Source organism: Dictyobacter kobayashii (genome assembly GCF_003967555.1).
GTDB classification, from domain to species: domain Bacteria; phylum Chloroflexota; class Ktedonobacteria; order Ktedonobacterales; family Ktedonobacteraceae; genus Dictyobacter; species Dictyobacter kobayashii.
On sequence record NZ_BIFS01000001.1, the window covers coordinates 3986992 to 4000457 of the forward strand.

At 49.5% G+C, this 13466-nt stretch carries 12 protein-coding genes and 1 pseudogene; 6 read left to right on the forward strand and 7 right to left on the reverse strand.

Annotated elements, in window-relative coordinates:
• Window positions 1-81: 81 nt before the first annotated feature.
• Window positions 82-321 carry an SRPBCC family protein gene (locus EL645_RS40245; RefSeq protein WP_174845304.1) on the forward strand — a complete coding sequence of 80 codons (240 nt, stop codon included), beginning with the start codon at window positions 82-84 and terminating at the stop codon, window positions 319-321.
• Window positions 315-671: a hypothetical protein gene (locus tag EL645_RS40250; protein ID WP_174845305.1), complete on the forward strand. Its 357-nt coding sequence runs from the start codon at window positions 315-317 to the stop codon at window positions 669-671. Before EL645_RS40245 ends, EL645_RS40250 begins: the two co-directional genes overlap by 7 nt.
• Before the next feature lie 7 nt (window positions 672-678).
• On the opposite strand, the gene EL645_RS17545 is transcribed toward EL645_RS40250, so the two are convergent.
• Complete coding sequence (locus EL645_RS17545) at window positions 679-1554, reverse strand: fumarylacetoacetate hydrolase family protein (RefSeq protein WP_218031893.1); 876 nt, start codon at window positions 1552-1554, stop codon at window positions 679-681.
• Window positions 1555-1848: 294 nt separating this feature from the next.
• On the opposite strand from EL645_RS17545, the pseudogene EL645_RS17550 reads away from it, so the two are divergent.
• Window positions 1849-2633, forward strand: a pseudogene (locus EL645_RS17550) (SDR family NAD(P)-dependent oxidoreductase).
• A gap of 68 nt (window positions 2634-2701) precedes the next feature.
• Here EL645_RS17550 and EL645_RS17555 read toward each other — a convergent pair.
• Window positions 2702-3469, reverse strand: a complete 768-nt coding sequence (locus EL645_RS17555) for a 3-hydroxyacyl-CoA dehydrogenase (RefSeq protein ID WP_126551716.1) — start codon at window positions 3467-3469, stop codon at window positions 2702-2704.
• A 253-nt stretch (window positions 3470-3722) separates the two neighbouring features.
• Between EL645_RS17555 and EL645_RS17560 the strand changes: the two genes are divergently transcribed.
• Window positions 3723-5576 (forward strand): MutS family DNA mismatch repair protein, encoded by a 1854-nt coding sequence (locus tag EL645_RS17560; protein WP_126551717.1) that lies wholly within the window; start codon window positions 3723-3725, stop codon window positions 5574-5576.
• Between the two features lie 485 nt (window positions 5577-6061).
• Here the strand turns inward: EL645_RS17560 and EL645_RS17565 are convergent, their stop codons facing one another.
• From EL645_RS17565 to EL645_RS17575, 3 genes are all read right to left on the reverse strand, one after another.
• Complete coding sequence (locus EL645_RS17565) at window positions 6062-6775, reverse strand: hypothetical protein (RefSeq protein ID WP_126551718.1); 714 nt, start codon at window positions 6773-6775, stop codon at window positions 6062-6064.
• 323 nt (window positions 6776-7098) lie between these two features.
• Entirely contained in the window at window positions 7099-7980 is an 882-nt protein-coding gene (locus tag EL645_RS17570; protein WP_126551719.1) for a SirB1 family protein, read from the reverse strand.
• 130 nt (window positions 7981-8110) lie between these two features.
• On the reverse strand, window positions 8111-8524 hold the full coding sequence (locus EL645_RS17575; RefSeq protein WP_126551720.1) for a DUF983 domain-containing protein: 414 nt from the start codon (window positions 8522-8524) through the stop codon (window positions 8111-8113).
• 390 nt (window positions 8525-8914) lie between these two features.
• Between EL645_RS17575 and EL645_RS17580 the strand changes: the two genes are divergently transcribed.
• Together EL645_RS17580 and EL645_RS17585 are read left to right on the forward strand one after the other, a co-directional pair.
• Entirely contained in the window at window positions 8915-9349 is a 435-nt protein-coding gene (locus EL645_RS17580) for an SRPBCC family protein (RefSeq protein WP_161977450.1), read from the forward strand.
• A gap of 108 nt (window positions 9350-9457) precedes the next feature.
• Window positions 9458-11467, forward strand: coding sequence for an acetoacetate--CoA ligase (locus tag EL645_RS17585; protein WP_246035394.1), 2010 nt, complete (start codon window positions 9458-9460; stop codon window positions 11465-11467).
• Window positions 11468-11530: 63 nt separating this feature from the next.
• On the opposite strand, the gene EL645_RS17590 is transcribed toward EL645_RS17585, so the two are convergent.
• Both EL645_RS17590 and EL645_RS17595 read right to left on the reverse strand, forming a co-directional pair.
• On the reverse strand, window positions 11531-12091 hold the full coding sequence (locus EL645_RS17590; protein ID WP_126551722.1) for a hypothetical protein: 561 nt from the start codon (window positions 12089-12091) through the stop codon (window positions 11531-11533).
• 17 nt (window positions 12092-12108) lie between these two features.
• Window positions 12109-13344, reverse strand: coding sequence for a hypothetical protein (locus tag EL645_RS17595; RefSeq protein WP_126551723.1), 1236 nt, complete (start codon window positions 13342-13344; stop codon window positions 12109-12111).
• Window positions 13345-13466: the final 122 nt, after the last annotated feature.

Here is a 13466-nt window from a genome sequence, read left to right on the forward strand (position 1 = left end):
GCAAAACTTTTCTTCGTGTTTCGTGTTATGATGAGAGTGAGGCATATTCTGAGAATGTCCAAGTAGAATGTGAGGAATGGTATGAGTAGAATAGTTGTACAAAAAGAGCGCGTTATAAATGCGCGCCCAGAAAAGATCTATTCCGTTTTATCTGATTATAAAGAGCAGCGACCCAGGATGTTGACGCCTAATTTTATTGATTATACGGTAGAAAAAGGCGGCAAAGGTAGTGGGACCGTTATTAGCTACCTGTTACAGGCGGCTAATCGGGAGCGTGCCTATCGGATGCGCGTTGATGAAGCGGTCAAGGTCGGGTGCTGACTGAGCGCGATAGTAATTCCTCCCTGGTAACGACCTGGGTACTCTCTCCTCTAATGGGAGGTAATAAAACCAGGGTCAGCGTGGCTAGCGAATGGGAGGGCGGCACAGGTGTCGGAGGCTTTTTTGAGCGCACTTTTGCACCTCTGGGCCTGCGCCGGATCTACGGTAGTATGCTTGATTCTCTGATTGATCTGCTGGGGGTCTCTGATGAAGAAGTTACGGCCATACAGGGCAAAGAATATAGTCCCGCAGAGAATATACGTGGCTTCTTGTTCATCTTCCTGGTTGTGGTAGGTTTTGCGCTTGGTATTAGTTATATCCAGAAATCCAATCGGCACAAAGATTTATAAACAACCACTACAATCGATGTAGTAGAGCTGCTTTACCCCTGACCACTGGATTATGGAGTATACCAAGCTGCTCAATATCAATGTGCACCACATCGTCCTGCTCAAGTGTAAAGGGATGTTCTGGGACCAGTGCGGTGCCGGTGCACAGGATAGCTCCTCCGGGAAAATCATTATCGCGGTAGAGATACGAAATCAGTTCTTCCATGCTGCGCTTGAGCCCATTCGTGTTGGTTTCACCTTCCCAGTAGGTTTTACCGCCGCGTTCGATCTGCATCTGTATTTTGAGCTGGCGCGGATCTGGCATCGTCCAGGCCAGCGTGATGGTTGGTCCCAGTGCGCAACTGCCGGAGTAGACTTTGGCCTGAGGGAGATAGAGAGGATTCTCGCCCTCAATGCTACGCGAACTGACGTCATTGGCAATGGTATAGCCCACAATCTCCCCGTGAGCGTTCGCGACCACGGCCAATTCAGGCTCGGGCACATCCCAATGAGAATCGGAGCGAACGGCGATCAGTTCACCGGGCCCGCTGACGCGGCGCGCTGTGGCTTTAAAAAAGAGCTCAGGGCGCTCGGCCTGGTAGACCCGCGCATAAATGTTGGGGGTATCGCTCTCCTCTCTGCGCGCTTCCTCTGATCGTTTATATGTCACGCCAGCCGCCCAGACTTCTGTACTGCCATCTATCGGTGCCAGAACCTTTTCAAGCGCAATCTCCTTATTTCCCTGCAAGGCGTATTCGATCAGCATACGTAATTCATCGATATGCAGCCGCAAGAGATCAGACAAAGTCGTATTGGGCGCCGGAAAGGTACCAACCAGGCGATTATTGGCCATCAGCCCGAGGACGATTGTACCTGTCGTGGATCGGTAACGTACTAATTGCACTGTTATTCTCCTTACCTTGTTGTGGAAGTGTAACATGCTGCCTTATGGTATTTCTTTTTGTGGCGTGACATTATGCATATAGAATAGATTATTTCTAGTTGCCTGGATTATCGCACGCATGTACTGGTTAAGCAATCCCTTACAAGGTATTTCTATCAAGTCAAGCATTGCTAGCTCTGCGTTTCTTTCCTTATACTCTGCGTGATACACTGATTTATGGAACCAATCAGCCGGATTTAAGCATAATTAACTGTACAGGGTATGAATTAATAATGGAGAAAAGGAGTTGTGAGCATGGGTGCACTATCTGGTCAGGTTGCGCTGGTAACAGGTGCGGGCGTTGGTATCGGGCAGGCCATCGCCATTGAGCTAGGTCGCCAGGGAGCGAAAGTGGCGCTGCATTATGCCAGTAGCGCTGCCGGAGCGCATGAGGCGGCAGCAGAGATTAATAAATTGGGTGGCAGTGCGATGACCGTCTCAGGCAAGCTAGGTGTAGTTGAAGAGTGCCGTCGCGTGGTTGATGAAGTGATCGAGCATTTTGGTGGCATCGACATTCTGGTGAATAATGCCGGCGTCACCAGGGCCGACCACTTTGAAAATATTACCGAAGAGCTCTTTGATGATGTTTTCCACCTCAATATTCGAGGCTATTTCTTTTGTGCCCAGCAAGCTGTCAAATCCATGGAAAAGCGTGGAGGGGGCTCAATTATCAATATCACCTCCGTCCATGGCTATGCAGGCTTTACCCGTCACTCGGTCTATGCGGCGACCAAAGGGCCATTATCGCCTTCACACGTGAGCTTGCCATTGAGCTGGCACCCCGCCATATCCGTGTTAACGCGGTTGGTCCTGGACTGATTGAGGTCCCACGTTATGCCGACATTCCTAACTATACCACCGACTTTGGCAATAGTCTTATTCCCCTGGGGCGTGTAGGCCGCCCGAAAGATATTGCCCCCACAGTCGCCTTCCTGGCTTCGGATGCCGCAGACTTTATCACCGGCCAGATTCTTTATATCGACGGGGGCACCACCGCCAAAATGGCCCTCGACTGGGATCAGGGCGATAAGCCACAATAGTTATGATTGATTATGGCGCGGGAGAATAGTGCTATGCTTGAACTATTCTCCCTGTCTAATAGAATCGCTTAACGAGGCTGCATTCTTATAGCACCATCCAGACGGATCACCTCGCCGTTGAGCATTTCATTTTCAATGATATGTTTGGCCAGGGCCGCATACTCATCCGGGCGTCCCAGGCGCGGCGGAAAGGGGACCTGTTGTCCCAGCGAGATGCGAGCTGGTTCCGGCAATCCCGCCAGCAGAGGGGTGTCGAAGATACCGGGAGCGATCGTCATAACGCGGATACCATAGCGGGCAAACTCGCGCGCAATAGGGAGCGTCATACCAACAATGCCGCCTTTGGAGGCAGAGTAGGCGGCCTGGCCGATCTGCCCATCGAAGGCGGCCACTGAAGCAGTATTAATAATTACTCCTCGCTCACCACTCTCCTCAGGCGTATTCTGGCTGATGATTTCTCCTGCCAGGCGGATTACGTTAAAGGTACCAATCAGGTTGATATTGATGACGCGCGTAAAACTTTCCAGGCTGCTCGGGCCATTTTTGCCGATCACTTTTTCGGCGGACCCGATACCAGCACAGTTGATAACGCCATGCAGGGTCCCAAAATGGTCCCTGGCCGCCTGGAGAGCCTGTTGAACGCTTTGTTCGTCTACCACATTAGTCGGGACAAAGAGGGCCGCCTCAGCCAGCTCACGGGCTAACGCCGATCCTGTTTCCTGATTGAGATCCGCCAGGACCACCCGGGCTCCTGACTTTGCCAATAGCCGAGCGCAGGCCGCTCCCAGGCCGGATGCCCCTCCGGTGATAAAAAATGTTTTGTTCTCTACTTGCATCTTGCATTACCTTTCTTCATTGAATGGAGTAAATAGTGCAGTTTATAGTCGCATCGGAATTGTCGAAAAGTGTGGCGTATGGATAGATAATCGCTAAAGATACGCCTGTCTTTTTTGCCTACACATTTCATCATACCTCGTAGCAAGAGATGCTTACAAGGTGCCTTCTCTCTTGTCTATCGCTGCCTGAAGTGTTAGACTCTAACATAATCATGACAGTCGTACCCATACAATTAAAGGATACAACAGTAGAGTGGATAAAAAGCAAGAACGAATTCAGTTGTTGGAGTCCCAGGTTGGACGCCTGCAACGTCGCATAGATGTTTTGACGCCGCGTAGCAATATCTATTCGTGGTCACGGGTCGCTATTTTCTTTGTGGGGATAGCGCTTACCGTATTGCTGTTCATTGCGTCGCTCTGGTGGCTGGCTATTCCAGTGTTTGTCGTTTCCATGGTATTGTTCGGGGTGGTTGCCCATTATCATGGTTTGATTGACCATAGCATTGCTCGCCATACCCTCTGGATGCATATTAAATCCGCCCATATCGCACGTATGAAGCTAGATTGGGAGCGCATGCCGGCGGTTATTTCTGAGCCTCCGGTGGAGGGGCATCCGTTTGAAGTCGACCTGGACATGACTGGTCCACGCTCGATTCATCGACTGGTAAATACAGGGGTGTCGCGTGAAGGGATGGGACGCCTGCGTGATTGGCTTTTGCAGACCTCACCACATTTAGAGACGGTTCAGCAGCGCCAGGCCCTGGTTCGTGAATTGATACCGCTGACACGTTTTCGGGATCGGCTGATCCTCAATTCTTTATTAGCTGCTGGTGGCAAATCGGAGCAACTGGAAGGTAAGCGTTTAATGCGCTGGCTGGAGCAACAGGAGTCAACCGCGTCTCTGCGTCCCCTGTTCTGGTTCTCTTCAGCCCTTAATATCCTGACCGTCGTTCTCTTCCTGCTCTCACTTTTTACCTCTCTTCCTCCCCTCTGGGGTTGGTCGCTGGGAGCCAGCGTGATCCTCTTTTTTGCCACCGCCAACCAGCGTGGTGATATCTTCGAGGATGCCTCCTACCTGCGCTATGGCTTTGGCACACTTAGCTCTATCTTCTCCTACCTGGAGACGTATCCTTACCGGGCCCATTCACAGTTACAGACGCTTTGCGAGCCCTTTACCCGGCAGCGGGAGAGTGGTCCATCGGCCTTGCTAAAAGGGACGGCACGTATCTCTGCCGCGGCAACCCTCAAAAACAACGGTATCCTCTGGTTCGTTGTCAACGCCTTTGTACCCTGGGATCTTTACTGTGCCCAAAAGTTATTGCAGTATAAAGCACAACTGCGAGCTCGCCTTCCCATCTGGTTAGATACCTGGTTTGAACTGGAAGCCATCTGCTCTCTGGCAGCCTTTGCCTATCTCAATCCCGAATATATTCTGCCTGAGATTTCAGGGCAGCAGCAGAAGCAGCAAGAGGGAGATCCTCTTTTCCGCGTTGAGCATCTGGGCCATCCCATGATTCCCGTTGAAAAGAAGGTCACCAACAGTTTTAGGTTGAATGAACTGGGTGAGGTCATCATCATCACCGGCTCTAATATGGCTGGTAAAAGTACGTTTCTGCGCACCCTGGGTGTGAATCTATGCCTGGCCTACGCTGGTGGCCCTGTCTGTGCCAGTGCTTTCCAAACCACCCTCTTCCGGCTCTTTACCTGTATTCGCGTCACTGATTCGGTAACTGACGGCTATTCGTATTTCTATGCTGAGGTTCGCCGTCTCCATGCCCTGCTCGAAGCGCTGAAGGAGCCAGGGCAACTACCTCTCTTCTTCCTGGTGGATGAAATCTTCAAGGGCACCAATAATCGTGAACGCCTGATTGGAAGCCGCTCTTTCGTTAAATCACTGGTGGGACATAACTGTGTTGGCTTGATCTCTACCCATGATTTAGAGCTGGTAACCCTGGCCGAGAGCGTGCCACAGGTACGCAACAATCACTTCCGCGAAGAAGTGATTGAGGGACAGATGGCTTTTGACTACATCTTGCGCGAAGGACCCTGTCCGACTACTAATGCACTGAAAATTATGGCCATGGAAGGCTTGCCCATAAATGGCTAGGGATGTGTTCGATTCCCATACCTATGGGAATCAAATCGGTTCTGTGCGGACGTGCGCTGGCGCGCCCGACCATTTTTATAATGTAGTGTAGAAAATGCGCACAGCGCATTTTCTACACTACATTATAAAAATGGTATGCGTTTTCTACACTACATTATAAAAATGGTATGCGTTTTCTACACTACATTATAAAAATGGTATGCGTTTTCTACACTACATTATAAAAATGGTATGCGTTTTCTACACTACATTATAAAAATGATTTTGAGTGCCGCAGGTGCTCAGAAAGGCGTTTTCTATGTTGGTGCAACAGGGGCGCATCCGCGCCCCTGTTGCACCAACATAGAAAACCAGCGCGGCCGCGCATGCGGACGCCCGTGTGGGAGCGCTCGAGCGTCCCGGTAAGATGAGGGTCTGACACACTCTCTAAGTGAAATATTACAAAAAGAGCCCCGGTTGCTCCGGGGCTCTTTTTTGTTGTTATGTTAGTATCGGGCAGGGAAAGAGAGATCGACACTATCGATCATTGATGGCTCAACTTTTTTGACCAACAAGATAGTATTTTCATCCAGGCTAGCCTGCTGAGAGTGGATCTGTTGTGATCGCAGTACTGGTCGACTTTCAGACTTTTGGCCATCTTTGAGCACTCCTCCACCCTGTTCGCGCTCATCTGCGAGTAGAATCCAACCACCAACATAGGTAGAGTTCTCGCTGCGGGTTTTGGTCCAATACAGGCCAGCATTGCCTGTAGCCCTGGTGGCCGTCACATTATATTTCTTATCCTGACCTTTTCCATGCACAATAAATTGCCCATATACTTTGTCTGAGGCAACTTTGACATCTACTTCCCAGGCTTGCTTATTCTGTAAAGAAGGCCTTACAAAGCCCAGGTCGGATTTCATCGTGTGGTTTTGTACCAGGACCTTGTTGGAATAGATTTCTGTCAGGGTAGCTACAGCTATCAGTGCCTTTCCCTGATTGATGGTGAAGGAGAGATAATAGTCGTGATTAGCTGTATCTTCTCCACCAACCTCTGCCTTGCCTACAAAGATTCCTGTGACGGCTTTGTCAACTGCTGAAGAGGCGGATGTACTGGCATTGATAAGGAAACTGCATCCTAATGCCAGGAGACAAACTATAACTAAGACTAAAAAACGTTTTGAACGATAATGGCGAGAAGAAAACAAGCTACCTGCCAAGATACAACCTCCCTGTCAAGTAATACTGGTCCAGCGTGCAGCCGCTAATATAAATGGGTTAAAATGACTGTTGGCTGGAATGACGAAGCAGCTCTAACTCAGCAATAAGTAGAATTATGATTATATACAATCGTTTTACCATTTGCCTGAAAAATAGAGCGCACTTATAGATTAATATTATTGTATGGTATCAGATTAAAAGCTCTGATGCAAGTGAAGATGCGACTTCTACCTGTATCCTTCAATAAATAAGGTAGAAGCAAGAATAGTTTTGGAGCATGTTCTTGAGGCTGAGAAGCTCTCTTTAATAGGGAGGTAACTTCCTAATTGAGCTGAGCGATCGTCTGGCGAATCTGTTTAATGTGGTTGCGGATCTCATAGCGATCACTGGCCTGGGGATGCAACTCTAAATAAGCATCTAGATCATGCATCGCTCGCCCATAGTGTTTCAACTCCAGATGTAATAAGCCCCGATCTCGTTGCTCTACTCCGGCATCGGGCAGTAATAGAAGCAGCAGATCGCTGATAGCCAGGGCATGTCTGAAGTCTTCGCGGCGAATATAGGTGCTTTTCAAATTATTCAGAATGCGAACCAACATCTGTTTAGGTTTTATGGGGTCCAACCAGCGTGCATGGAGTGGTCCACGATGATGAGTTTTTTGTTGCAAACGCTCCAGGCACTCCGCTTCATTGAGAAGCAGGCCGCTGGCAAAAGGATCTATATAGATTTTTCCGTCTGGCCATGCATAGCGCACCATAAAATGGTATGGCAGACCGATACCTTCTAATGGAATACCGGCCCGCCTCCCTACTTCCATATAGAGTAATGAAAGAGTGATTGGTAGTCCCGTCCGCTCTTCGATAACCTTATTGAGGAAACTATTATCGGGATTATAGTAATCATCTTCATTACCATGGAAGTGTTCTTCCTCAAAGAGGACATGATTGAGGGAACTGACCAATTCTAGCGGATTTGGCTGTTCGATATCTTCTAACGAAGTTTGTGGGCGCAACTGCATAACTCGCCGTGCTAATACGTCGAGGTAGTTGTAAGAGGGAACGGGATCTAAATCTGGATAGGCTACGCTCGCAATCAACAATGCTGCCTGCGCGAGGTCGATCGTACGCTCATCTCTGCTAACCAGGGCCGCGAATGCCTGGTAGATACGTTTTTGGGCTGCCTCATGTGAATATTTGTCAGTCATGCTCCTGGCATTTAACCATAGAATGCCAGGGATAAGCAAGTTCTTAAGCTGTTGCACCCCTTTTTTCCCACATTAAGCTGCGATAAAGCAGGTTGGCAATCCGAATGATTGGAATGCCAGCTATCCTGATTTATTTCACATCTCGAATGCCACGTGAACGCTGGAGAAGCGGGGACTCATCGGGGAGATCATTACCTGATGTGGGATTCAAATAGTGATCCATGGACAACCAGAGGCCGCGACTGGGACGGAAAAACAAAAAAGGCAATATCAAAGCGAACGGGCAACCAATTAGCAGTACCGGCAGAACTGGAATACTGGGCGTGGCGGCCAGCGGTAGCACAATGGCTGCAGCAATAAACTCACTAACAACCAGATTTATCGCCATTGAACTGGTATAGTAGCCTTCCTCACGCTCAAACTTAAACTGGCATACCGGGCAATGCTCGTTCATCTTGAACACACCACAGAATAACTTCCCCTGCCCACATACCGGACAACGCAGGAGTAAGCCACGCATTAAAAGCATCAGAAATCTTTTCATGATTTATTTCTCTATAACTTTCCAGACAGTAGTGACTATCTAGGGATGAGTACTTTATTCGCCGCTGATGGGTGATTAAATAGTTATGTATATAATTGTACCACGGGGTTTCCAGCGTGTGCAGCTCAGAAATTGTTATAAGTTCCTCGCGGAGTCAAGTAAGCATGCCACTCATCATATGAGCAGCGTTTCCAAATGCTTATAAATAGTATGCCATTCATTTGGATGAGCGAAGCTGCCCGACAGGCGAAACTGTTTGCTTGATACTGATCAATTCGAATGGCTGAGCCAATGGCAGCAGAGCTAGCAGCGTCCAAGCGGCGTTTCCAAATGCTTATAAATAGTATGTGGGATAATAGCATTGTAGAATTCTATAGAAGGAGGGGTATTATGATCCGTTTGGAGCGAAGTATCACTATTGCCAAACCAATAGATGCCGTCTTTGCGTATGTGACCGATATGAACAAAGTCAAATCCTGGTTGCCCGTTAAAGATATCCATGCTATCGCGGGATGCTCCATGGGAGTAGGAGCTACCTATGCTCAGACAGCTATGTTCATGGGTCGACAGTTTGATTCTACTATCGAAGTTACCCACTATGAGCCCACGCGTCTTTTCGCCTTCAAAATGATCAAAGGTCCCTTTCCACTGACAAACACAATGACGCTCACACCGACTCAGAATGGTGGCACTATCCTGACCATGGTTGGAGAGGCGGAGCCCGGCAGCGCGCTCAGCTTTGTTGGCCCCTTTGTGACACCCATCGTCAAAAAGCAACTGGAAACTCAGGTTAACGCTTTAAAGCAAGCCATTGAAGCCAATTAATCCAGATAAGATATAATAGGAATGAGTGAAAGCAGCGCTTTTCCTCGTTCCTATTATTTTAATTTACCAGAGCCACCCATACTGCAATGTTTTATAAAGAAAGGCAGCATGATTATGGAAATCCCATTTGGCAAAGATCAGCCTCTCTGGTCCCCATCTGAAAAAGACAAACGCGACGCAAATATATCGCAATATATGCATTGGCTTACCCAACACCGAGGCCTGCACTTTGAGAGCCGTGAAGAGCTCTGGCGCTGGTCGGTTGAGCAGCTGGAAGACTTCTGGGAATCTATCTGGTCTTATTTTCAGATCCAGGCATCGCAGCCATACACCCAGGTTCTCTCTGAGCGCAAGATGCCCGGGGCAGACTGGTTTTCCGGGTCACAGCTCAATTATGCCGAGCATGTTTTTCGCCATGCCACCACTGAACGACCGGCTATCTTATTTCAATCTGAACGTCAGCCGTTGACCGAAATCTCCTGGCAGGAGCTCACACGTAATGTGGGCGCTGTAGCCCACGCGTTACGTGCTATGGGTGTGAGACCGGGCGATCGCGTGGTCGCCTATCTGCCCAATATACCGCAGGCGATTACGGCCTTCCTGGCCTGTGCCAGTATTGGAGCCACCTGGTCCAGTTGTTCCCCTGATTTTGGGACCAGCAGTGTCATAGATCGTTTTAAACAGATTGAGCCAACCGTCCTCTTTGCGGTGGATGGTTATCAATATAATGGCAAAGCCTTTGATCGTCTGGGGGTGGTAAGAGAATTAGAGCGCGAGTTGCCGACCCTGCAGAAAATAGTCCTTGTCCCTTACTTGCGGGCCGACGCAGAGCCTGAGGGCATCACTAATGGAATGCTCTGGCAAGAACTCTTAAAAGAAGAAGCCGCATTGGATTTTGAGCAGGTGCCATTTGCGCATCCGCTCTGGATTCTCTACTCATCAGGTACGACCGGGCTGCCCAAAGCCATTGTGCAAGGGCAAGGTGGCATCTTACTGGAACATCTCAAGGCCCTGGCTTTGGATGTAGATCTCAAAGAAGGGGATCGTTTCTTCTGGTTTACCACTACCGGCTGGATGATGTGGAACTTCCTGGTTGGCGGCCTGCTGGTGGGTGCGGTCACGCTGCTCTACGATGGTAGTCCTGCCTATCCCAATGTTGAGACCCTGTGGCGCTTTGCGCAGGAGAGCCGGATGACCTTCTTTGGTACCAGTGCCAGCTATATTGCATCCTGCATGAAGGCCGGGATCGAACCGGGGCAGAGCTATGATCTTAGCCGTCTGCGTGGTTTAGGCTCAACCGGTTCGCCATTACCTCCCGAGGGTTTTCATTGGATCTATGAGCATGTCAAAACAGATCTCTGGGTGGCCTCTGTCAGTGGAGGAACCGATGTCTGTTCAGCGTTCATTACTGGCTCGATACTGCTTCCGGTCCATGCGGGAGAATTGCAGTGTCGTTCCCTGGGAGCTAACGTTCTGGCATTTGATGAGGATGGGAATTCACTGATTGATGAGGTGGGCGAGCTTGTTGTGACCGAGCCTATGCCTTCAATGCCACTCTATTTCTGGAGTGATCCCGAGCGGCAGCGCTACCTTGAGAGCTATTTTGCTCAATATCCTGGTATCTGGCGCCATGGTGATTGGATTCGTATCACCCCCGAAGGCAGTGCCGTCATCTATGGGCGCTCCGATTCTACTATTAACCGCATGGGCATTCGTATGGGGAGTAGTGAAATCTATCGTATCGTCGAGGGGTTGCCAGAAATCATGGATAGTTTGATTGTTGGTGTTGAATTGCCGCACGGAAACTACTACCTGCCCCTCTTCGTGGTCCTGCGTGATGGCGTTCAGTTAGATGATGCGCTCAAGGTGAAAATCAAACAGACCCTGCGTACCCATATCTCGCCTCATCATGTACCTGATGAAATCCTTGTCATACAGGAAGTTCCCCGCACCCTCAGTGGCAAAAAATTAGAGGTACCCGTCAAAAAATTGTTGATGGGCATTCCGGCCGAGAAAGCTGTCAGTATCGATGCCCTCAGCAATCCCCACGCTTTCAACTACTTCCTGGATGTTGCCCAGCGTGTTGCCATCCTTAAACAAACGCAAGTCCGCGAGTAATTGATGAGAATAAAAAAAGATGGCAGTGATGGCCCTCAAGCGGCCATCACTGCCATCTTTTTTTTATCCAGCTGCTTCTGCTGCTTCTGCCGTTTTTGGAGTAAGGAGGGAACGGCGATAGCGATGCTGGGTGGCGATCCAGATAGCTATGAAGACGAGCGGTGATGCTCCGATTAGCCAGGCTAACCAGGGTTGCATGGCTCCAGGCGCCCCTACCGTTACCGGTATACTGGCCTGCCCGGGTCCCTGGGGACCATCCAGCTGGACCACGATATTCCACGCTCCCTGGACTGGAATGTGGACATTGGCACGCAAACTACCCTGGCCATCTCTAACCGCTTGTAGGGTAGTCGGTAGATCTGTGCCGTTGGTGCCCGAACCCGGGCGCATGATTACCTTCCCGCTCAATTTCAGGGCGCTATTGCGGGGCACAATGGTCACATCAAAGGCTTCATCTACATATGGTGGATCCTTAGATAAGTTGACGTTGATGATATATGTACCGGCGGCCACCGTATCGGTGCGTGCCGGCTTGCCTGCTGCATTGGCGCTGCCAGCTGTTAGAAAGACCAGGCTGATCCAGATCAAACTGAGGAGCCCAAGTGTACGAAGAATATTATACATAGCAAACCTCTTATTTCTTAGCGCTTGCTCCAACGCCAGATATCGCCAAAATCTTCCCCTAACCACGCGCCCAGCGCTCCTATAGCCATGGCAATTACGATAGAAATGATAATAACGCCCGCCATTTGAGCTGGTTCAAATGGAACCCCTTTTTCAGGCAAGAAAATCGGTGCATAGGGAGTATAATCGCGCAGGATAAAAGGTGTGAAGAACACGATTGGCAAGGTAATCACCGCACCTTGAATGATAGTTTGTAACATACTACTGTTCGGGCTACCAGTCTTTTTGAAGCGGCGGTAGGCTACTACATCGATAATCACAGCAGAAAGCAAAAAGGCTATCGGTAGCAGCGCGTAGTCCAGGCGGAAGGTTGGAACCTGATCAGGCAAGCGATAAGGTAGGTTCTGTTGCGCAACAGCGGTACGAATTGCCCAGGGCACAAAGAGCTCTACAACAAGAGTATGCAGAAAAAGTACAAACGTCAATAATGTGGCCATGCCAGGTTTTTGTGTCGTACGAATTACTGCCAGCATAAACATCACACACCCGGCTACCAGGGGTAGCGGATAAGTAGAGATATGGATCGTACCAATGGTGATGATCGGAAACTGCAAAAAGCCGGTCAGCACATAATTTAGGATACTGCCCATGGTCATGACAATGCCAAGTTCGAGGACCGTCAGGCCCAGAAAACGCTTTTTCGCGGTGCCTGCCTGGCGTTCAATGGCCGCCTCGGAGGCAAAGACATAGACCATACCCAGCATACCAATTAAGCCGCCGGTCACGCCCATCATATGGAATGGAGCCCATAGCGCAATATCGATGCCATATAATTCGTGCCAGTAGTTATCCAATGGGGCCGCGATCAAGGCTAGCAGTGCCCCAAAGCCGAGCACACTAAAGCCCAGTGGCGCATGAAAGAAGCGGAAAATAGATACGGTTGAGCTATCATCTACTCCTGGACTATGGAGGCGGTAGCGAAACGTCTCTATCAGCACAACCGCCAGAGCCAATAAACCCGCACCAGCTACACAGGAATAGATCAGTGTATGTGGAGGAGTCCAAAACTGATCGCGTCCCACATAGGCATGCCACTCACGATCCCAAACAGCTCCCAGTTCACCCTGTAGCAAAAAAAAGAGTAGTAGCCAGGCACTGATACGACGTAACTGGCGTTCCTGTATACCCTGGGGAGTCTGCGCCAGCGTATGCAGTGTACTAGATGGCGTTGAATGGACTTCTGAGCGAGCCATACAGCGGTCTCCTATCCAATAAAAGAACAATGATAAAGCATAAATAATGACGATGTAAAAGGTTGATGTCTGTTTGCCTACTTACTTATATGAATGAATATACTTTTCGTAGGCCCTTTCAG